Origin of the sequence: Brevibacterium sanguinis, assembly GCF_003315415.1 — a bacterium.
In the GTDB taxonomy this organism is placed as follows: Bacteria; Actinomycetota; Actinomycetes; order Actinomycetales; family Brevibacteriaceae; genus Brevibacterium; species Brevibacterium celere_A.
This window is the reverse complement of the sequence record NZ_QNSB01000007.1, coordinates 101861-123377: the sequence shown is the minus strand read 5'-3', so window position 1 is coordinate 123377 and position 21517 is coordinate 101861. Positions and strand designations below refer to the sequence as shown.

The 21517-nt window shown below is 70.0% G+C and carries 17 protein-coding genes; 8 read left to right on the top strand and 9 right to left on the bottom strand.

What is annotated here, in order from left to right:
* Positions 1–13: 13 nt before the first annotated feature.
* Positions 14–1201 (bottom strand): APC family permease, encoded by a 1188-nt coding sequence (locus tag DFO65_RS11520; protein ID WP_113904579.1) that lies wholly within the window; start codon positions 1199–1201, stop codon positions 14–16.
* Here DFO65_RS11520 and DFO65_RS11515 point away from each other — a divergent pair.
* Both DFO65_RS11515 and rpsT read left to right on the top strand, forming a co-directional pair.
* Positions 1178–2137 (top strand): GlxA family transcriptional regulator, encoded by a 960-nt coding sequence (locus DFO65_RS11515; protein ID WP_181778707.1) that lies wholly within the window; start codon positions 1178–1180, stop codon positions 2135–2137. The two genes, DFO65_RS11520 and DFO65_RS11515, sit on opposite strands and share 24 nt — an antisense overlap.
* A 190-nt stretch (positions 2138–2327) precedes the next feature.
* Entirely contained in the window at positions 2328–2588 is a 261-nt protein-coding gene (gene rpsT, locus DFO65_RS11510) for a 30S ribosomal protein S20 (protein WP_113904578.1), read from the top strand.
* 169 nt (positions 2589–2757) lie between these two features.
* Here the strand turns inward: rpsT and holA are convergent, their stop codons facing one another.
* From holA to DFO65_RS11485, 5 genes are all read right to left on the bottom strand, one after another.
* Positions 2758–3741, bottom strand: a complete 984-nt coding sequence (holA, locus tag DFO65_RS11505; RefSeq protein WP_113904577.1) for a DNA polymerase III subunit delta — start codon at positions 3739–3741, stop codon at positions 2758–2760.
* Positions 3742–3784: 43 nt separating this feature from the next.
* Entirely contained in the window at positions 3785–6244 is a 2460-nt protein-coding gene (locus tag DFO65_RS11500) for a ComEC/Rec2 family competence protein (protein WP_245940657.1), read from the bottom strand.
* Positions 6228–7112 (bottom strand): ComEA family DNA-binding protein, encoded by an 885-nt coding sequence (locus tag DFO65_RS11495; protein ID WP_113904575.1) that lies wholly within the window; start codon positions 7110–7112, stop codon positions 6228–6230. The genes DFO65_RS11500 and DFO65_RS11495 overlap by 17 nt, the downstream gene beginning before the upstream one ends.
* Positions 7113–7271: 159 nt before the next feature.
* Positions 7272–8138: a DegV family protein gene (locus DFO65_RS11490; protein WP_113904574.1), complete on the bottom strand. Its 867-nt coding sequence runs from the start codon at positions 8136–8138 to the stop codon at positions 7272–7274.
* The gene (locus tag DFO65_RS11485; protein WP_113904573.1) at positions 8135–9442 is read right to left on the bottom strand and encodes a UDP-glucose dehydrogenase family protein; all 1308 of its coding nucleotides are present in this window, start codon (positions 9440–9442) and stop codon (positions 8135–8137) included. Before DFO65_RS11485 ends, DFO65_RS11490 begins: the two co-directional genes overlap by 4 nt.
* Before the next feature lie 94 nt (positions 9443–9536).
* On the opposite strand from DFO65_RS11485, the gene DFO65_RS11480 reads away from it, so the two are divergent.
* Complete coding sequence (locus DFO65_RS11480; RefSeq protein WP_113904572.1) at positions 9537–10232, top strand: hypothetical protein; 696 nt, start codon at positions 9537–9539, stop codon at positions 10230–10232.
* 148 nt (positions 10233–10380) lie between these two features.
* Here the strand turns inward: DFO65_RS11480 and nadE are convergent, their stop codons facing one another.
* Together nadE and leuS are read right to left on the bottom strand one after the other, a co-directional pair.
* Positions 10381–11208 (bottom strand): NAD(+) synthase, encoded by an 828-nt coding sequence (gene nadE / locus DFO65_RS11475; RefSeq protein ID WP_113904672.1) that lies wholly within the window; start codon positions 11206–11208, stop codon positions 10381–10383.
* Between the two features lie 43 nt (positions 11209–11251).
* Positions 11252–14173, bottom strand: coding sequence for a leucine--tRNA ligase (gene leuS / locus DFO65_RS11470; protein ID WP_113904571.1), 2922 nt, complete (start codon positions 14171–14173; stop codon positions 11252–11254).
* A 181-nt stretch (positions 14174–14354) separates the two neighbouring features.
* Between leuS and DFO65_RS11465 the strand changes: the two genes are divergently transcribed.
* Entirely contained in the window at positions 14355–16163 is a 1809-nt protein-coding gene (locus DFO65_RS11465) for an AMP-dependent synthetase/ligase (protein WP_113904570.1), read from the top strand.
* 126 nt (positions 16164–16289) lie between these two features.
* Positions 16290–17324: a glutathione S-transferase family protein gene (locus DFO65_RS11460; protein WP_245940656.1), complete on the top strand. Its 1035-nt coding sequence runs from the start codon at positions 16290–16292 to the stop codon at positions 17322–17324.
* A 55-nt stretch (positions 17325–17379) separates the two neighbouring features.
* On the opposite strand, the gene DFO65_RS11455 is transcribed toward DFO65_RS11460, so the two are convergent.
* On the bottom strand, positions 17380–18198 hold the full coding sequence (locus DFO65_RS11455; RefSeq protein WP_245940655.1) for a DedA family protein: 819 nt from the start codon (positions 18196–18198) through the stop codon (positions 17380–17382).
* 109 nt (positions 18199–18307) lie between these two features.
* Here DFO65_RS11455 and DFO65_RS11450 point away from each other — a divergent pair, with 109 nt between their 5' ends.
* The 3 genes from DFO65_RS11450 to DFO65_RS11440 are packed head-to-tail and all read left to right on the top strand — an operon-like array spanning position 18308 to position 21495.
* Positions 18308–19345, top strand: coding sequence for a YhjD/YihY/BrkB family envelope integrity protein (locus DFO65_RS11450; RefSeq protein ID WP_113904568.1), 1038 nt, complete (start codon positions 18308–18310; stop codon positions 19343–19345).
* Positions 19342–20031: a DNA-3-methyladenine glycosylase gene (locus tag DFO65_RS11445; RefSeq protein WP_113904567.1), complete on the top strand. Its 690-nt coding sequence runs from the start codon at positions 19342–19344 to the stop codon at positions 20029–20031. Before DFO65_RS11450 ends, DFO65_RS11445 begins: the two co-directional genes overlap by 4 nt.
* A 12-nt stretch (positions 20032–20043) precedes the next feature.
* Positions 20044–21495, top strand: a complete 1452-nt coding sequence (locus DFO65_RS11440) for a glyceraldehyde-3-phosphate dehydrogenase (protein WP_113904566.1) — start codon at positions 20044–20046, stop codon at positions 21493–21495.
* The last annotated feature ends 22 nt before the right edge of the window (positions 21496–21517 follow it).

Genomic DNA, 21517 nt, shown 5'->3' with positions numbered 1-21517 from the left:
AGCACCGCCGGGATCACGACGAGGTGCTCGGTCTGCCATCCGAAGACGAGCGATCCCAGGTGTCCCAGCGTCCCGATGCCCCCGACGGTGAGCACCGAGACCACGGGAACCGACTCGGCGTTCTCATGGGCCAGCGCCCGGGGCGCCCAGCCGTCACGGCCCAGCGCCGATCCGAGCCGGGAGATCGAGTGGAGGAAGGCGTGGGTCGTGCCCAGGCAGATGACGACGGCGGCGACGGCGACGGCCCCCGAGGCGGCCACACCCCATCCGCCTTCGACGATGAGCCCCAGGGAGATCCGGTCGGTTCCGGGATCCCCGTAGGTCCGGTTCCGACCACGGCAGTCGCGACGCCGAGGTAGAGGACCGTGACGATGAGCACCGTGAGCAGCGTGGCGCGCGGCAGAGTCCGTCGCACGTCACGGAACTCCGCCGACAGGTGGGCGACCGCCTCCCATCCGGCGAAGGCGAAGAACAGCACCACGACCGCCTGGCCGATTCCGGCGATCCCGGTGGGGGCGAAGGGGGTGAATGCGGCACCGGAGACCTGCGGCACGGCGACGACGATCACCGTGAGGAGTATCCCCGCGACTCCCAGCGCCAGGCCGATCTGCAGTCTCGCCCCGACGGCGACGCCGGCCAGGTTGGCCCACACGGTGACACCGAGGATGAGGATCCCGAACACCGGGGCCCAGTGTCCGCTCAGGTCCAGGGCCGCACACAGGTAGTGCCCGGCGGTGAGCGGCACGACGGTCTGTCCGACGGCCACGGCGATGAAGTACCACCAGCCGGCGATGGCGCCGGCCGTCGGGCCGAACGCCCGGGCCGCATAGGTCGCCACTCCGCCGGCATCGGGCATTCGCGCGGCCAGAGCGGCGAAGGTGAACGCCAGCGGAATCCCGAGCACGGCGCTGAGCGTCCAGGCCACGAGCGACGCCGGTCCCGCCTGGGAGGCGACCTGACCGGGCAGGACGAGCACGCCTGCGCCCAGAATGGCGCAGGTGTAGAGGGCTGTTCCCTGGAGAAGACCGATCCGCGCAGGCGGAGCGGAATGGTCTGTCCTCGGTGCAGGGGTTCGGGTGGGGGCGTCGGGTGCGTGCCGGAGGACGAAGCGGGTTCTGCGGTCATACGTCCATTCCAGCCTCGGCCACCTCTGTCGGCCAGTGTCATAACGGACACCATGCTCAAGAATTCCGACATTCATCGGGTGGTGCTCGCCCTCATGCCGGGCGCACCCATCTTCGAGCTCGCCGTCCCCTGTGAGGTGTTCGGCATCGAGAGGGCGGAGATCGCCGATCCCTGGTATCGCTTAGACGTCTGCGCCACCGAGCCGGGAGCCGTCGTCTCCGGCGGGTTCGCGGCGATCGACGCGCTCGGCCTGGACGCCCTGGCCGAGGCCGACACCGTCATCGTGCCGGCCTGCGCGAACGTGCATGCGGCCGCGCCGCACGACCTCGTCGAGGCGGTGGCGGCCGCTCATCACCGGGGTGCCCGGATCGCGTCGATCTGCTCCGGCGCCTTCGTCCTCGCCGCAGCCGGGATCCTCGACGGCAGGAAGGCGACGACGCATTGGATGCATGCCGAACTCCTCGCCCGCCGCTACCCGGCCGTCCAAGTCGATCCGACCGTCATCTACACCCAGGACGGTCGCGTCTTCACGTCGGCCGGGACTGCGGCGGGCATCGACCTGTGTCTGGAGCTGGTGCGACAGGATCACGGAACTGCCGCGGCGAACGCCCTCGCGCGACGGCTCGTCACTCCCCCGCACAGGAGCGCCGACCAGGCCCAATTCATCCTCTCGCCCGTCGTCGAGGGTTCGGATTCCCCGCTGGCATCCACGCTGCAGTGGGCCAGGCGGCACCTCGGCGAGCCGATCAGGGTGAGGGACCTGGCACGACACGCCCACCTCAGCGAACGCCAGCTGTCCCGGCGGTTCCTCGATCTGCTCGGCTGCACTCCCGGCGAATGGCTGCTGAAGGAGCGACTGCGGCGGGCGCAGGAGCTGCTCGAGGTCACCGACCATTCGATCGAGAGGATCGCCTCGCTGAGCGGCTTCGGCACGTCCGCCGGACTGCGCGGTGCCTTCGTCCAGCATCTCCATGTGTCCCCCAGCCAGTATCGGAAGACCTGGGCGGCATGAGCGATTTCGGCGTGGTGCCCGTCTGCTGGTAAGATCAACAGCTGTGTCTTCATCAAGGCGTGTGTCTCGCCGAGGTCGGGTGAAGATGCCGTCGGAACCGATTCGTCGATGTGTTTCCCCGCGGAGACGAGCACATCGTGTCCGATGCGCCCTCACGACCATGTACCACTAACACGAAAGAGTGTTGAAATTGGCTAATATCAAGTCACAGATCAAGCGGATCAAGACCAACGAGAAGGCTCGCCTGCGCAACAAGGCGGTCCGGACCGAGGTTCGCGGACTCGTCCGCGCCGTCCGCGAGAGCATTGCCGCCGGGAACAAGGACGAAGCACAGCAGGCCTATGCTGTCGCCGCCCGCAAGCTCGACAAGGCCGTGTCGAAGGGTGTTCTGCACAAGAACAACGCTGCGAACCGGAAGTCGAAGCTGGCCAAGCAGATCAACGCTCTCTGATCACTGCGACAGTCGCCGAGGGGCCCGATCCATCCGTGGATCGGGCCCCTCGGTCATTCACGGGCGGCCGACCTGCGGGCGGTTCTCGACTGCCGGCGGCTGCACCGACCAGTGGGCCGACCCGCACGCTGCCGGCCCGCGCCGGCGTCACCTGCGGGCGGCGTGGGCGTCACCTGCGGGCGGCGAGCCGGCACACCTCGGCGACGAACGACTCCACGGCGTAGACGGGATCGCGGCCCCCGCCCTTGACTGCCTCATCCGCCTCGGCGGCGGCGATGAGGGACTGACCCAGCGCCACCTCGTTCCACCGACGCACCTCACGCCTGGCGCGGTCGACCTGCCAGGGAGCCATCTTCAGCTCGGCGGCGAGCTCTCCGCTCGATCCGGAGAACCCCTGGACCTTGGCCATCGAACGCAGCTTCATCGCGACGGCCGCCACGAGCGGCACCGGGTCCGAACCGGTCGACAGGGCGTGACGGAGCAGGCTCAGCGCGCTCCCGGCGTCACCGCTGACCGCGGCATCGGCGACCTTGAACCCGGTCGCCTCGACCCGTCCGCCGTAGTACTTGTCGACGATCTCCGCGGTGATCGTGCCCGTCGTGTCCTCGACGAGCTGATCGATCCCGGCGTTGAGCTCGGCGAGATCGGACCCCAGCGCCGCCATGAGCGCGGCCATCCCGCCCTCGTCGATCTGCCGCTTCGCGGCCTTGAACCGACCCTGGGCGAACTTCGCGCGATCGCTCTCGTTCTTCAGCGGCGCCGCGTCGATCCGGGGATATCCGGCGGCGTCGAGCTTCTTGACGAGCTTGGCCCCGCGGTTGCCGCCCCCGTGGAGCAGCAGGAGGACGGTGTCCTCGTGGGGATCGTCGAGGTAGCCGAGCGCGTCGTCGAGGAACGCCTCCGAGCACTTCTCGACGGCGTCGACGGTGATGAGCTTCGCGGTGGAGAACAGGGAGGGCGAGGCGGCCATCGCGAGCTCTCCGCCCTGGCAGGAGGAGGCGTCGAGGTCGATCTCCTCCGGATCCTTCTTCCGCGCGGCCGCGACGATCCTGTCCTTCGCCATGCGGACGAGCACCTGCTCGCTGCCCGAGATCATGACGACGGGTGCCGGCTTCGCGGAACTCCAGGGGACCAGGGTCTTCTTCACTGCCATGGCTCCAGCCTAGCGTCCGGTCCCGACACGGGCCCTCGTCGGCTCAACGGCACGTCCGCTCCGTGGAGAAGCGGGCGTCGGGATAGATCGCGATGGTTCCGCAGCGGTCCGTGCGCGCCACCGGAACGGGACCGAAGGCGCTGAGCGAACGCCGAGTGGGATGGCCGTAGCTGTTGTCCCCGACGGACACCGCGCCGAGGCGGGCGCCGGCCGCGGTGTAGAAGTCCTCCGACAGGTCGGAAGAGCCGTGGTGCGGGGCGAGCAGCACATCGACCGGCTGCAGGCTCTGGGCGAGGACGAACTGCTCATCCTCCCCGATGTCCCCGGGGGCGAGCAGGCTGAGTCCGCCGATCTCGATCCGCAGCACGAGCGACTCCTCGTTGCGGGCCGCGGAGTCCTCCGCCGGGCGCAATGGATTCCGCTGCCCCGGGGACTGGGTCGGTGCGGAGAGGGCCGACCCCTGCTCCGCCGGACCCGGCTGGACCGACCCCTCTTGGGTCGGTCCCTGGACGGCCGGCGCAGGAGGCCAGAGGATCTCGATGTCGGCGGCGCCGAGGCGCATCCGCCGACCCCGCTGCACCGTGACCACTTCGGCGCCGGTGCCCTCGGCGATCCGCTGGGGCGCCTCACCGCTCGCCGCGTTCGGTGACAGCCACAGCCGCTCGATCGACCGCGACCACGTCGTCCCCTCCCACCCTGCGCTGTGATCGGCGTCGAAGTGGGAGATGACGAGCTCGACGTCCTCGACTCCAGCGGTGTCGAGGCATTCGTCGACCGGCTTCGGCTCCTCGCCGGTGTCGACGACGAGTCCGGTGCCGGCGCCGAGGTTGACGACCGTCGCCGACCCCTGGCCGACGTCGCAGACGAGCACGACCCAGTCCGCGGCCGGCAGACGGCCGCGCTGGGCGACGACGACGAGCGCGGTCAGCGCCACCGCCACGACGAGCACCGGGATCCCCCACAGCCGCCAGCGCAGGACCAGCCATGCCCCCGCCCCCGCGATGACGAGGAGCACGAGCGCGATGACGGTTCCCCAGGGAGGTGCCGGCCAGTCGAGTGCGGCACCGGGCAGACCGGCGAAGAGCTGCGCGACCGCGACGATCCACCAGGCGCACGCCGAGCCCGCCCAGGCGAACACGGTCGCACAGACGGCGATGACGGGGACGCCGAGGAGACCGAGCCCTCCGCAGACCAGGGCGAGGAAGCCGAGGACCGTGGCGGGCAGGACGGCCGGTCCGGCCAATGCGTTGGCGGGCACCGACCACAGGCCGACCTTCGGGTCGATGGCGACGAGCACCGGGGTGCAGGCGAGCTGCGCGATGAGGGGCACGGCGAGCGCGGAGACGATCAGCGCGGGGACCCGTCGCAGGCGGACGGTGAGCACCCGGACCAGGGGCGGCACGACGAACATGATCGCCGCGGTCGAGGCCACGGAGAGGACGAAGCCGACGGTGGAGGCGAGCAGCGGCACGAGGCTGAGCAGGGTGCACACGCTCGCGGAGATGACGGCCACGGGCGAGATCCCGCCGCCGCGGAGGAAGACGAGGGCCACGGCGATCGCCATCGCCGCCGCCCGGATGGCACTCGGCTCGAACCCGACGATGATGAGGTAGAAGGCGCAGGTGAGCATGCCGACGCCGACGCGGGTGCGGGGTCCGGCCCGGCACAGTCCGGCGAACAGACCGGCGCCGACGACGACGATCGTGACGTTGGTCCCCGAGACCGCGGAGACGTGGCTGAGCGAGACGATGCGCATGTCATCGCGCATCCGCGCATCCTGCGGCGCGGTGTCGCCGACGACGAGTCCCGGCAGGAGGCGCCCGCCTCGATGCCCGGTGGACAGGGAGTCCTCCCGCAGCTGCGCCCGCACCTCGTTCCGCCACTGCCACAGCGGGCCCGGCTCCTCGAGCACCGCGGGCTCCGTCCTGGTGATCCGGATGTCGCCGAGGCTCTCCGTCGTCATCTCCACCCGTGAGCCCACGGCGGGGACGCTCGGGGAAAGGACCTCGACGAGGCCGGTCGTCGAGGCGACCGTCAGCCGTGACCACCCGGATGTCCCCGGCTCGCCGCGGCCGACGACGAGACCCGCGACCGAGGACCGCTGTGCCGCAGTGCCCGGACCGCCGACGGGTCCTGGTCCGCCGGCGGCGGCGAACAGCTGGACGGTGGCCAGGCAGGCGAAGAGGATGAGTCCGACGCCGAGGTGGTGGCGCGCGCCGAGGCATGCGAACCCGGCCATGGCCACCGCGGGCGTGAGCAGGAGCGCCCAGGGCCCCGGAGAGGCCAGGGCCAGTGCCCACAGCCCGACCGCGCACAGGAGGAGTCGGGTCGAGCCCGGCCAGAGCGCGGTCGCCCTCCCCAGCCGGGCTGCTGCCGTCGACCTCGCCACGAGCGACATCCCCAGCCCGGGCGCGTTGCCCGTCCTCGGCGTCCCCGCCGACCGCATCCAGCCGGCCGGCGCCCGGTTCTGCCGGCCCCCGGCTCGCTCAGCCGACGGTGACAAGGTCCTTGAGCCTCTCGTACGTCTTGGGGCCGATGCCGTGGACGAGGAGCAGGTCCTCGACGCTCGTGAAGGGCTGGGTCTGCCGGTGCGCGATGATCGCCTCGGCCGTCACGGGCCCGACCCCGGGCAGGGTCTGCAGGGCCGTGGCATCGGCGGAGTTGAGATCGATCTTCGCCGCGGCGCCTTCCGGGTCCGCGCCCGTCGGCCCCGGTCCGGGACCGGAGGATCCCGCACCTGAGGCGTCCTGGCCTCCCGCGCCCTGACCGCCGTCCGCACCGGTGCCCTGCCCGGCCGCGGCATCGCCTCCCCGGTCGGACACCCGCTCCCCCGGCTTCGGGATGTGGATCTGCTCGCCGTCGACGAGGACTCGCGCGAGGTTGACCGCCTCGGCATCCGCCGCGCTGCCCAGACCCCCGGCTGCCTCCACCGCGTCGTGGATCCGCGAACCCGCGTCGAGCGTCACCACTCCCGGATCGCGCACCTGCCCGGTGACGTGGACGGTGACCGTGCCCGACGGCTTCCCCGCGGCGGCCTGGTCCGCCCCGTGACCCTCCGCCTGGCCGGTCCCCTGCCCCGCCGCCGCGCCGCCGCTGGGGACGGCGCCCGCTCCCTCGGAGACAGGAGCCCCTGCGGGCTGCCCGACCGACGATTGCCGGTCGACGGGGCGCAGCACCAGGAATGCGGCGACGAGGACCGCCGCGGTGAGGACGGCGAGGGCGACGAGCACGGGCAGTCGGGTCCGTCGCGCCGGAACGGGCTCCTCCTCGCCATGGTCATCGGCGGTGACGACGTCTCCCGGGACCCATCCGCCGCGCTCGGCGCTTGCACTGATGAGTCCGGCGAAGCGATCGTCGGGAGACACTGCCATGCCCGCACGCTAAGGGGCGAGCAGAGTCCCACGCCAGGAAGGGATCGGGGCCTGTGGACGGCGGTTGGGCGTCCACAGGCGAATCGAGCACGAGTCCGGGGCCCATCCCCAGTCCGCCGAGCATGAGTGGCCCGCCCCACCGGACGGCGGCCGCGGCACTCAGCGGGTGGTCTGGACGGTGACGCCGATCGCTCCGGGCCCGACGTGCGCGGTGATGACCGGCGACAGCGTCCGTCGGGCGGTCTCGAGGCCGAGCCCGGCGAAGCGCTCCTCGAGCCACACGACGTCGGCGTGGTCGCCCTCGCCTCCCGCGTGCTGGATCTCCACCCGCACGCTCTCATCGAATCCGGCGGCCGCCTCGGCGGACAGCTTGGCCATCCGCTCGAGCGCCTTCGACCACGTCCGCACCCGGGCCAGGGGCACCACGGCGCCGGCGCGCAGGCCGAGCACCGGGACGATCTGCAGCGCGCGGCCGAGCAGTGACGACGCCGCACCGATCCTGCCGCCCCGGCGCAGGTGTTCGAGGGTGCGGGGGGCGAACAGCGTCGTCGTCTCCCCCGCGTTCCAGTCCGCCACGGTGCCCGCGATCGACTCGGCGTCGAGGCCCTGGGAGATGCCGTGGGCGGCGATGGACACGGCCCCGGCCAACCCCGCCGAGGTGGTTCGGGAGTCGACGACGTCGATGAAGATCGGCTGCGCCTCGGCGGCGGTCACGGCCGAGTCCCGCGTGCCCGACAGCTCGCCCGACATCGTCACCGTGATGACGGATTCGGCGCCGTGGTCGATGAGGGTGGCGAAGGCGTTCGCGAACTGCGCCGGGGTGGCCTGAGAGGTGCTCACCTCGGTTCCCTCGCTCATCGCCCGGCACAGCTCCTCGGGGCTGAGCTCGCCGTCGGTGAACTCGACGCCGCCGACGATGACGGTCAGCGGCACGACCTGCATGAGGCCGCCGGTGAGCTCGTCGAGACGGGCGAGCTCCGCCGCGGACAGCTGTGCCGTCGAGTCGGTGACCAGTCCGATCCTCATGGCCGCCCCAACGCCCGGTACGTCCATCCCGCCGCGCGCCAGGCCACAGGATCGAGCACATTGCGCCCGTCGACGAGGACCTTACCCGCGACCAGCCTAGCCGTCGCATCGGGATCGAGGTCCCGGTACTCCCGCCACTCGGTGAGCAGCAGCACCGCATCGGCGCCCCTGAGCGCCTGACCGGTGTCGGCGACGAACCCGAGCTCGGGGAACAGCCGCCGGGCATTGCCGATCGCCTCGGGGTCCGTCACCGTCACCACCCCGCCCTGCGTCGCGATGAGCCGCGCCACCGCCAGGGCCGGGGAATCACGGACATCATCGCTGTCGGGTTTGAACGCCGCCCCGAGGACCGTGATCCTCTTGCCGATGAACGACCCGTCGAGGGCATCGCGGGCGATGTCGACCATCCGCACCCGCCGACGCATGTTGATCGAGTCGATCTCCTTGAGGAACGCCACCGCCTGATCGGCGCCGAGCTCTCCCGCCCGCGCCATGAACGCCCGGATGTCCTTGGGCAGGCACCCGCCCCCGAACCCGAGCCCGGCATTGAGGAACTTCCGCCCGATCCGGTCGTCCATCCCGATCGCATCCGCGAGCAGGGTGACGTCTGCCCCGGCGGCCTCGCACAGCTCGGCCATCGCGTTGATGAACGAGATCTTCGTCGCGAGGAACGAGTTCGCCGCCGTCTTGACCAGCTCCGCGGTCGCATAGTCGGTGACCATCCGCGGCGTGTCGGCGGCGAGGATCGTCGCGTAGACGCCGTCGAGGGCGGCGGTGGCCCGCTCACCGGCGGCACCGTCGGCGACCCCGTAGACGAGACGATCGGGATGCAGGGTGTCCTCCACGGCGTGGCCCTCGCGCAGGAACTCCGGATTCCACATCAGATCGGCCCCGGAGGACGCGAGGACACCGGCCAGACGCTGCGCGGTGCCCACGGGCACCGTCGACTTGCCCACAACCACCGACGTCGCAGTCAGATGCGGGGCCAGGGACGTCACCGCCGCATCCACGTACGTGACATCGGCGGCGAACTCACCGGGCTTCTGCGGGGTGCCGACACACACGAAGTGCACCTTCGCCCCGGCGACCCGGGAGATGTCGGTGGTGAACTCGAGGCCGCCCTGCTCACGCCCGCGCACCAGCAGCTCGCCCAACCCGGGCTCGTAGAACGGGGGCCGGCCCGCGGTCAGGGCCGCGATCTTGTCCTCGTCGACATCGACTCCGACGACCTCGTGGCCCAGAGACGCCATCGCCGCCGCGTGCACGGCACCGAGATATCCGCATCCGATGACTGAAATCCTCAACCTGAGCTCTTCCTCCCGGCGACCTGCATTCCGAGCACACTATATGCCACCGAGGTCCACAGGATCCGCAGGTTGGAACAGTAGTCTTGGTACCGTGAAGCGTTTTCTCGATTTCCTCACCAACTCACCGGCAGCGGTGACCCTCGCCGTCCTCACCGTCGCGGCCGCGGTGCTCTTCGCCGTGCCCGGGCTGCACGGCTTCGCGTGGATCATCGGCCTGTTCCTGTGCCTGGGCTGCGTCGCCGCCCTCCTCATGGTCCACGGCGAATGGAGGCGCGCGCAGCACCAGGTCGATCGCCTCCGCCAGGAGCTCAGCGTCGAACGGGGACGGCTCGACACGCTCGGGCTGACCCCCGTCGACGAGGAGGTCGCACAGATCCCCGACGAGATCGCCGCGCAGAGGATCCTCGCCCTGCTGCCGGATTCCGACGGTCTGATCCAGTCCCTGCGCCTGGACGCCACGTTCGGGACGCTCGCCGTCGACGAGCTCGAACCGCTGCACGCCTTCCGCTCGGAGTTCAAGAAGGCGAGCTTCGACAACCCCCGGTCCCACACGGCCTTCATGAACCTCTATCGCGCGGCCGAGGCCCTCTCGATCTGGGTCACCGAGGAGACCCGAGTGCTGCCCGACGACCCGACCCGCCGCGAGATCCGTCCCGGCGACACCCGCGAGGGCGGATGGCGCGAGTACACGCAGGCGCGGACCCGCGGGGAGAGCCTCGGCGACCGGTTCCTCTCCGCCAGGTGGGAATTCAACCAGACGGCGCTCGAGCTCGGCCTCGTCGCCTGAGCCGAGCGCTGCCCGTCTGCTGAGCCGACGGATGCCCCGTCAGCCGAGCCGGGAGGCGGGGGCACGCGCGGACGACCGGCAGTGGGACGTCAGGAGGGCCGGTGGATTCCCACCGGCCCTCCTGACTCTGGCGCAGTACCTCCCCGTCTCAGTGCCGGATCCACCAGGTGTCGGTCGGGGTGACGGGGGTCCGGCGCTTGTGCTCGCTGGCCCGGTACTTGTCGATGAGGCGCTCGGCCGCCGCGGGGTCGATCTGCCTGCCCTCGAGGAAGTCGTCGATCTGCTCGTAGGTCAGCCCCAGCTCGGCCTCGTCGGTCTGACCGGGCTTCTCATCGAGGAGGTCCGCGGTCGGCGCCTTGGTCACCAGGTGCGCCGGGGCGCCGAGGTGCTCGAGCAGGGCGCGACCCTGGCGCTTGTCGAGGCCCTCGAGCGGGACGACGTCGGCGGCGCCGTCTCCGTACTTCGTGAAGAACCCGGTGACCGCCTCGGCGGCATGGTCGGTGCCGACGACGAGGAGGCGCTTCTCCCCCGCGACCGCGAACTGGACCATCATCCGCATCCGCGCCTTGACATTGCCCTTGCCGAAGTCGGTGATCGCCTCTCCGCTCGCGTCCCGGTACTCCTCGGCGAACGCCGAGGTGGCCGAGCCGATGTTGAACACGAGCTCATGGTCGGCGCCGATGAAGTCCATCGCGTCCCGGGCGTCGGACTCGTCGGCCTGCACCGCGTGCGGCAGCCGCAGCGCCCAGAACTCGGCCTCGGCCCCGCGGCGCCGCAGCTCCTCGACGGCGAGCTGGCTCAGCCGCCCGGCCAGGGTCGAGTCCTGACCGCCGCTGATGCCGAGGACGAGCCCCTTGGCGCCCGTCGTGAGGATGTAGTCGGCGAGGAACTCGACCCGGCGGACCACCTCGGTGGCGGGATCGATCGTCGGTCGCACACCGAGGGTGTGCCTGATCTCGTCCTGGATGTCTTCCATGGTCATAACCTAGTCGATCTCCTCACTGCCGGGCAGCCTGGGCTCAGGCGTCGGGGACGATGTTGACGAGCTTCGGAGCGCGCACGATGACCTTGCGCACTCCGGCCCCGTCGAGGGCCTTGATGGCGTTCGGCGACTCCAGGGCGAGTCGTTCGAGCTCGGCCTCGGAGATCTCCGGGTCGACCTCGATCCGGGCCCGCACCTTGCCCTTGACCTGGACCACGCAGGTGACCTGGTCGGCGACGAGGTGCTGCGGGTCCGCCGCGGGGAAGGAGGCGTAGGTGATCGTCGAGGAGTGCCCGAGTCGTGACCACAGCTCCTCGGCGAGGTGGGGGGCGAAGGGCGAGAGCATGATGGTCAGCGGCTCGAGCACGTCCCGGGTCGCCCCGCCCTGCTTGGTCGCATGGTTGGTGAGCACGATGAGCTTCGAGATCGCCGTGTTGAACCGCAGGTTCTCCATGTCGTCGCGGACGCCGTCGATGACCTTGTGGAGGACCTTGAGGGTCGCGGCGTCGGCCGTGCCCTCCCGGACCACGGTCCGACCGGTCGTCTCGTCGACGACGAGGCGCCAGACGCGCTGGAGGAACCGGTGCGCGCCGACCACGGCGCGGGTCTCCCAGGGCCGGGCCTGCTCGATCGGGCCCATCGACATCTCGTAGACCCGGAACGTGTCCGCCCCGTACGCGTCGTACATCTCGTCGGGCATCACCGAGTTCTTCAGGGATTTGCCGATCTTGCCGTACTCCCGGTTGACCTGCTCGCCGGCGTACCAGAACGTCGGCTCACCGCTCTCGTCGGTGCGCTCCTCCACCTCGGCGGCGGGAACGTAGACGCCGCGCGAGTCGGTGTAGGCGTAGGCCTGGATGTAGCCCTGGTTGACGAGCCGGTGGAACGGCTCGGACGAGGAGACGTGGCCGAGGTCGAACAGGACCTTGTGCCAGAAGCGGGCGTAGAGGAGGTGGAGGACGGCATGCTCGGCGCCGCCGACGTAGAGGTCGGCGCCGCCGCGCGGCTTCGACTCCCGCGGCCCCAGCCAGTAGGCCTCGTTGGCGGGGTCGACGACCTTCTCGGCATTGTGCGGATCGGCATACCGCAGCTGGTACCACGACGACCCGGCCCAGTTGGGCATGGTGTTCGTCTCCCGGTAGTACGTCCGGGGGCCGTCGCCGAGGTCGAGTTCGACCTCGACCCAGTCGCGGTTGCGGCCGAGAGCCGGTTCGGGCCGGCTGTCGGCGTCGTCGGCGGCGAAGGTGCGCGGGGCGAAGTTGTCGACCTCGGGCAGCTCGACGGGGAGCATCTCGTCGGGCAGGGCGATCGGTGTGCCCTCGGCGTCGTAGACGATGGGGAACGGCTCGCCCCAGTAGCGCTGGCGGGAGAAGAGCCAGTCCCGCAGCCGGTACTGGGTCGATTCCTCGGCCAGACCCTGATCGGCGAGCCAGCGGGTGATCCGCGCCTTCGCCTCGGCGACCTCGAGTCCGTTGATGTCGATGGAGTCGTTGGCGGAGTTGATCATCCGCCCGTCCCCCGTGTACGGCGAGTCCTCGTCGTGGTCGGCGGGCGGCTCGACCGTGCGGATGTAGGGCAGACCGAACTCCTTCGCGAACTCCCAGTCGCGGGGGTCCTCGGCGGGCACGGCCATGATGGCACCCGTGCCGTAGCCCATGAGCACGTAGTCGGCGACGAAGACGGGGATCTCCTGCCCCGTCGCGGGGTTGAGCGCGGAGGACCCGGTGAAGATGCCGGTCTTGTCGCGGCTCTGCTGGCGGTCCGCGTCGGTCTTCGCCGCGGCTTCGCGCTGGTAGGCGGCGATCGCCTCGGCGGGGGTCGCGCCCGTCCCGCGCCAGCGCTCGGGAACGGTCTCGTCCCAGGCGGCGGCGGTGAGATCGGCGACCTGCGGGTGCTCGGGGCTGAGCACGAGGTAGGTGGCCCCGAAGAGCGTGTCCGGACGGGTCGTGTAGACCTCGACGTGGGCATCGGAGCCGGCGACGGGCAGACGCAGCAGGGCGCCCTTGGACCGGCCGATCCAGTTGATCTGCATCGTGCGCACGGCCGACGGCCAGTCGAGGGCGTCGAGGTCGTCGATGAGGCGGTCGGCGTAGGCGGTGATCCGCATGTTCCACTGCCGCAGCCGGCGGGTGTAGACGGGGAAGTTGCCGCGCTCGGACAGTCCTTCGGCGGTGACCTCCTCGTTGGCGAGCACCGTGCCCAGGCCCGGGCACCAGTTGACCGGTGACTCGGAGACGTAGGCGAGGCGGTAGTCCTGCAGGATCGACTCCTGCTCGGCCCGGCTCAGCTGCGCCCAGTCGCGGCCGTCGGGCGTCGGCCTCGTCCCGGAGGCGAACTGGTCGATGAGCGTGCCGATGGGCCGGGCCGCACCCACGGAGTCCTCGCCCTCGGTCCGCGCCTCGGGGTCGTACCAGGAGTTGAAGATCTGGAGGAAGATCCACTGCGTCCACTTGACGAACTCGTCGTCGGTCGTCGCGAAGCTGCGCCGCGCGTCGTGGGCCAGGCCCAGCCGGCGCAGCTGCTGCTTCATGTTCGAGATGTTGGCGTCGGTGGTGATGCGCGGGTGCTGACCGGTCTGGACCGCGTAGAGGTCGGCGGGCAGACCGAAGGCATCGTAGGACAGGGCGTGCATGACGTTGCGTCCGCACATGCGCTGGTAGCGGCCGAAGACGTCGGTGGCGAGGTAGCCCAGGGGGTGGCCCACGTGGAGGCCCGCTCCCGAGGGATACGGGAACATGTCCATGATGTAGAGGGACTCGCGTTCGAACAGGTCCTGCGGCGGCCCATAGGCGGAAGCGGTGTCGAGACGACCGAGCTCTCCGGTCGGGCTGAGATCACCGGCGGGATTCGGGGTGTGGTACGTCCCCGCCTCTTCCCACCGCTGCTGCCACGATTCCTCGATCTTCTCGGCCAGCGACGCGTCGTAGCGGAAACCGGCTTCCTCAGGGTTCGTCGTCATTACCTTCCTTCGCAGCTGATGTGGGTTTTGACCATCGTACTCCGAACAATCCGGGCGTCGTCTTGGCTAGACTGGCGCCAAGTCGTTCGATGAGCGTCTGCGCGTGCAAACGTGAGCGATTTCACCACTTAGTGACCGAGCAGTAAGATGGCGGGGCAACGTCGCCCGCAAAGGAGTCCCCATGAGCCCATCGACCATGCCCCAGTCCTCCACCCCGGTGGTCGGCTTCGAGATGGACACGACGTCCTCGACGATCGACGTCTTCCTCGAGCAGGTCGCGAAGAACCCGGACAAGCCCGCTCTCGCTCGCGCCGCGGGCGGGGACTGGGAGTACGTCACCGCCGGGGAGTTCCTCGCCGAGGTGCGCGCCGCCGCGAAGGGACTGCTCGCCGCCGGGGTCGAGGTCGGCGACCGGATCGCGATCTTCGGTCCGACCTCCTATGAATGGACGCTCAGCGACTACGCCGTGTGGTACGCCGGCGCGATCTCCGTCCCCTTCTACGACACGTCGTCCGAGGACCAGCTCGCCTGGATGATCGGCAACGCCGCCGTCGGACGCGGCCTCGTCCGCAGCCGCGCGCACGCCGAGAGGGTGCAGGCGGCCGCCGCGGCCGCCGGAGTCGAGCCGCCGCGACTGTGGGTCTGGGAGGACGGGGCGTTCGCCGAGCTCGAGGCCGACGGACGCGATGTCGACGACGATGCGCTCGAGGCGCAGCGGACGCAGGTGACGAGCGAGTCGATCGCCACGCTCATCTACACCTCGGGCACGACCGGGCGGCCCAAGGGCTGCGTGCTCACCCACGCCAACTTCGTCCAGACGGCCCTGGCCGCGCGGATGCAGATCCCCGAGGTCTTCACCGACGACGCTCGGTGCCTGCTCTTCCTCCCCCAGGCCCACGTCTTCGCCCGGTTCATCGAAGTCCTGTCCATCACCTGCGGCTCGCTGCTCGCCCACCAGTCGGACCTGACCAAGCTCACCGACGCCCTCGGCACCTTCAAGCCCACCTTCATCCTCGGCGTTCCCCGCGTGTTCGAGAAGGTCTTCAACTCCGCCCTGGCGAAGGCCGAGGCCGGAGGGAAGGAGAAGGTCTTCCGCCGCGCCGAACAGGTCGCCGTCGCCTACTCCAAGGCTCTCGACAACGGCGCCGTCCCCCTGACCCTGCGGCTCCAGCACGCGCTGTTCGACAAGCTCGTGTACTCGAAGCTGCGCGCGATCATGGGCGGCAACGTCACCCACGCGGTCTCCGGCGGCGGTCCGCTCGGCGCCCACCTCGGGCACTTCTACCGCGGAGTCGGGCTCATCGTGCTCGAGGGCTACGGACTCACAGAGACCACCGCGCCGATCACCGTCAACGTGCCCGAGAACGCGAAGATCGGCACCGTCGGAGTGCCCCTGCCCGGCTGCTCGGTGGCCATCGCCCCCGACGGCGAGGTGCTGGCCAAGGGCGTGTGCGTCTTCCGCGAGTACTGGGACAACCCGGAGGCCACCGAGAACGGCTTCCACGACGGCTGGTTCGCCACCGGCGACCTCGGAGACCTCGACGAGGACGGGTACCTGACGATCACGGGCCGCAAGAAGGAGATCATCGTCACCTCGAGCGGGAAGAACATCGCCCCGGCTCCGCTCGAGGACGCCCTGCGCCGGCACCCGATCATCGGACAGCCCGTCGTCCTCGGCGACAATCGCAAGTTCATCTCCGCCCTCGTCTTCCTCGACTCCGAGATGCTTCCCACCTGGCTCCAGAACCAGGGCCTGCCCGAGATGAGCCTCGAGGAGGCGGCACGGGACCAGACCGTGCGCCACGCGATCGAGAAGGCCGTCGACCGGGTCAACAGAACGGTCTCCCGCGCCGAGGGGATCAAGAAGTTCACCATCATGCCGGTGGAGCTCAGCGAGGCCAACGGCTATCTCTCGGCCAAGCAGTCGGTGAAGCGGCACATCGTCGCCGAGGACTTCGCCGAGGAGATCGAGGCGATCTACGCCGAGTGAGGACCATCGACCGGCCGGTCGGCGACCGCCGATCGCGCCGGTCGGCCCCGACCGGGCCTGCCGGCACCGGTCGTCGGAGAGGCGCCGACCGGCGCCGGCGAACGAATGAGGAACAGGGAGGACGACATGGCGGAGACGACGAAGGGCTCGTACGTCGAGCCGGGTGCGGAGTTCACCCGGGACACCAACTACATCGAGGATCGGATCCTCGACGAGGCGGGGGCGCGCTGGCCGGTGGAACCCGGTCGCTACCGGCTCATCGCCGCCCGCGCCTGCCCCTGGGCGAATCGCTCGCTGATCGTGCGGCGGCTGCTCGGGCTCGAGGACGTCATCTCCCTGGGGATGCCCGGGCCCACTCACGACGCCAGATCATGGACGTTCGACCTCGACCCCGACGGAGTCGATCCGGTGCTCGGCATCGAGCGCCTCCAGCAGGCCTTCTTCGCCCGGTTCCCCGACTACCCGCGCGGCATCACCGTGCCCGCGATCGTCGACATCCCCTCCGGACAGGTCGTGACGAACGACTTCCCCCAGATCACCGAGGACCTCAGTTCCCAGTGGAGGCGCTTCCACCGGGAGGGCGCACCCGATCTGTGGCCCGAGGACACCCGGGAGGAGATGGAGGAGCTCATGCGCTTCGTCTACACGGAGGTCAACAACGGCGTCTACCGGTGCGGCTTCGCGGGCTCGCAGGAGGCCTACGAATCGGCCTTCGACCGCCTGTTCTCCGCCCTCGACGTCCTCGAGGAGCGTCTGGAGTCGCGCCGCTTCCTCATGGGCGGGTCCATCACCGAGGCGGATGTGCGACTGTTCACGACGCTCGTCCGCTTCGATCCCGTCTACTTCGGGCACTTCAAGTGCAATCGGCAGTCGCTGACGGACTTCGAGAACCTGTGGGGCTATGCCCGCGACCTCTTCCAGACGCCGGGCTTCGGGGACACGGTCGACTTCGTGCAGATCAAACAGCACTACTACATCGTCCACGAGGACGTGAATCCGACGGGGATCGTGCCGCAGGGTCCCGACCTCTCGGGTTGGCTGACTCCCCACGGCCGGGAGGCCCTCGGCGGGTCGCCGTTCGGCACGGGCTCGGCACCCGGACCCGTCAGGCCCGGCGAGGAGGTGCCGCGGGAGCACACCGCGGCGGCGTGGGCGGACTGACTCAGCCCGTTCGGTCGGCTCGGCCGGTTCCGCCGGGGCGGCCGGTTCCGCCGGCTCAGCCCTCCCGGGGGTCGCGCCCTCTTCCGTCCCGGGGGCCGGCGCGTCCGTCGTCGCGTCCCTCGACGCCACCCTCGTCGGAGGAGAAGCCGCCCTCGCCGAGTCCCTCGGCGGCGTCGTCGCCGGTGCCCGGACCGGCGGACCGGCGCCGGTGCTTGCGGACCTTGAGGACGACCCAGACGACGATGAAGACGAGGACCGCGACGATGACGAGCTTCTGGAACACGCCCGCATAGGACTCGACGATCGCCCAGTTCTCGCCCAGCCAGAATCCGGCGACGACGAAGATCGTGTTCCAGATGGTGCTGCCCGCCGTCGTCAGCAGCACGAAGCGGACCAGCGGCATGTCGCGCATACCGGCGGGAATCGAGATGAGCGACCGGAAGATCGGGATCATCCGGCCGAAGAAGACGGCCTTCCCACCGTGGCGGTCGAACCACGCCACCGTCTTCGTGATGTCGTCGACATCGACGAGCGGGACCTTCAGCGCGATCCGGCTGATCCGCTCGAGCCCGATCCATCTGCCCAGCGCCCACAGCAGCAGCGCTCCGGTGAGCGAGCCGATCGTCGCGAAGACGATGGCCAGGAGCAGGCTCATCTCCCCCCGGCTCGCGGTGAAGCCGGCCAGGGGCAGGACGAGTTCGCTCGGGATCGGGGGGAAGATGTTGTCGAGGAATACGAGGAAGCCGACGCCGATCGGCCCGAGCGTCTCCATCACGGTCACCGCCCAGGCCGAGAAGCCGTTGAGCTGATCGGCGGCGGAGGACGCGCGGGTCGCGGAGGCGGCGAGTTCGGGCATGGCGAGAGCTGTCGTCATGGATGACAGTCTAGAGAGACGAGCCCGGCGGCGTTCACAGGGGCCGTCCAGAGCAGACCGACGCGAGCCGGTACTGTGGACGCGACAGCACGACGAGAAGGAGCAGAGTGTGACCCCAGCCAAGGTCCTGGCCTCGCGCAGCACCGTCGCCGCGGCGGGACACTCCGCCATCTCCCAGCCCGGCCCCGCGCACCTCATCCGCGCCCTGGGGCGCTATCTCGTCCGCATGGGCAACCAGCTCGCCGGAGCCGTGACCTATTTCCTCGTCCTCGCGATCATCCCCGTCGCGATGTTCACGTTCGCTGGACTCGGCTTCGTCCTCGACGTCCTCCGCCCCGACCTCGTCCCGGTCATCGCGGCCGAACTCGATCGCATCGCCCCGGGCAGCCCCGCGCTGAGCAACGCTCTCGAGAGCGTCCTCGGCAACTGGCAGGCCGTCGGCGTCGTCGGCGTCCTCGCCGGCCTGTACTCGGGCCAGGGGTTCATCGAGACGCTCAAATCCGCGATCCGCACTCAGCTCGCCCACGAGATCGGCGAGATCAGGCAGGAGCCGATCGTCCGGAACTTCCTCGTCAACATCGCCATCCTCTTCGGCCTCGTCACCGGCATCCTGCTCACCGTCGCGCTCACCGTCATCGGCACGGGGCTCGCGTCCCTCATCGTCGACTTCCTCGACCTGCCGGCCTGGGCGCCGGTCCTGCTCATCCTCGGCCAGCTCCTCATCAGCCTCGCCGCGGCATGGGGGATCTTCATGTTCCTCTTCACGGTGCTGCCCCAGAGCCCCGTCGAGCGCAGTCCGAAGATGAGGGGCTCGTTCATCGGGGCGGTCTCCTTCGTCGTGCTGCTCAATCTCGCGACCATCCTCATCGACCTGTTCTCCGGGAATCAGGCGGCGTCGATCTTCGGGTCGCTCATCGCGGTCATGCTGACGATGAATCTCTTCGCCCGCCTCATCCTCTTCGTCGCCGCCTGGGTCGGGACCGCCGCGCGGGACCGGCCCGCCGAGGACACGACTCCCGACGACGCCATCACCATCCCCCGCCTGCAGGCCCAGACCCTCGGAGCCCTGCTCACCGCGGCCGGACTCATCGCGCTGACCCTGCTCGGGTTCAAGCGCCTCGACGACCGAGAGGACGACCACCCATGACGGATGCCCTGCTCACCGGCACCCCGGACCCTGCCCTCGTCGACTTCTTCGACCGCCCGGTCCTCGACGTCGCGCCCCTCGTGCTCGGCGCGGTCCTCAGCCGGTCGACCGACGCCGGACGGGTCGCGATCCGGATCACCGAGGTGGAGGCCTATGACGGGCGCACCGATCCCGCCTCTCACGCGTACCGGGGACGGACGGCGAGGAACGCCTCGATGTTCGGGCCTCCCGCTCATCTCTACTGCTACTTCATCTATGGGATTCATCACAGCCTCAATCTCGTCTGCGGACCCACCGGCACCCCGACCGGTCTCCTCGTGCGGGCCGGCGAGGTGGTCGAGGGAGTCGAGCTGGCCCGGAGCCGGCGCGAGGCCAAGCCGCGCAAGCATCCGCTGCCCGATGCCGGACTGGCGCGCGGTCCGGGCTGTGTGGCCAGCTGTTTCGACGCCGACCTCAGTCAGGACGGGGCGCCGCTCGACGGACGCGAATGGTCGCTGACCCCTCCTGCCGCACCGAGCGCCGACATCCGCTTCGGTCCCCGGATCGGGGTCAGGGGCGAGGGTGCGGATCCGCAGCGATTCGCCTGGAGGTTCCACCTCGGCGGAGAGCCGAGCGTGTCGGCGCGGAAGGCGGGCAACAGGCTAGACTTGGGCGAGAATTCGTCAATCGACTCGACACTGACCTGAGGGGACACGACCTTGACTGATGCAACCACGGCTCGCCTGGACGAGTGGGCGAAGAAGCAGACCGCGGCGGAGGACCTCATTCCGCTCGTCGGCCGGCTGTACCGGGAGAACGATGTGCTGCTCACCCTGTTCGGCCGGTCCTTGCTGAACAAGTCCGTGACCGGCATGATCAAGGCTCATCGCTACGCCCGCCACTTCCTCGGCGCGGAGCTCGACATCGAGAAGACCCTCGATCTCGTGCGCGTGCTCGCGGAGCTCGACCTCGGCGCCGCCCGCATCGACGTCGGCCGTCTCCTCGAGAGGGCGGAGAGCCGATCGGGAGACCTCGCGGAGTTCCTCCGCTCGGAGCTCGCTCCCGTCGTCGGCGCCGCCGGTGAGGACCAGCCGGTGCGCGACGTCGTCCTCTACGGCTTCGGGCGCATCGGACGCCTCCTCGCCCGGATCCTCCTCGACCGCGCCGGCGGCTCGGGGATGCGGCTGCGGGCCATCGTCGTGCGCCGCGGCGGCCCCGACGACATCGTCAAGCGCGCCTCCCTGCTCCGTCGTGACTCCGTGCACGGGAAGTTCGACGGCAGCATCGTCGTCGACGAGGACGCCAACACCATCCTGGCCAACGGCACCCTCATCCAGGTCATCTACTCCGACGATCCCTCCCAGGTCGACTACACCGCCTACGGGATCGACGACGCGATCATCGTCGACAACACGGGCAAGTGGCGCGACGAGGAGGGTCTGTCGAAGCACCTGGCCTGCCCGGGTGCCTCCAAGGTCATCCTCACCGCCCCCGGCAAGGGCGATGTCAAGAACATCGTCTTCGGGGTCAACGACTCCGACATCCTCGACTCCGACACCGTCGTCTCCGCGGCCTCGTGCACGACGAACGCGATCACCCCGGTGCTCAAGGCGCTCAACGACCGGTTCGGCGTCCGCAACGGCCACGTCGAGACGGTCCACTCGTTCACGAACGACCAGAACCTCATCGACAACTTCCACAAGGGCTCCCGCCGCGGCCGCGCCGCAGGGCTGAACATGGTGCTCACCGAGACCGGTGCCGCCAAGGCCGTCGCGAAGGCGCTGCCGGAGCTCAAGGGGAAGCTGTCGGGCAACGCCATCCGCGTGCCCACCCCCAACGTGTCGATGGCGATCCTCAACCTCAACCTCGAGACCGCCACGAGCGTCGGCGAGCTCAACGAGTTCCTCCGTCAGACCTCGATGGACTCGCCGCTGCGCAACCAGGTCGACTACGTCGCCTCCCCGGAGCTCGTCTCGTCCGACCTCGTCGGGTCGAAGCGCGCAGGAGTCGTCGACGGTCTCGCGACGATCGTCGACGAGGACCGCGCCGTCGTCTACGTCTGGTACGACAACGAGTTCGGCTACAGCTGCCAGGTCGTCCGCTGCGTCGCCGCGATGGCCGGGATCGACACGCCCGCCTTCCCCCGCGCGGAGGCGCTGGTCAACGGCTGACACCGCAACCGAGCACGGTGAG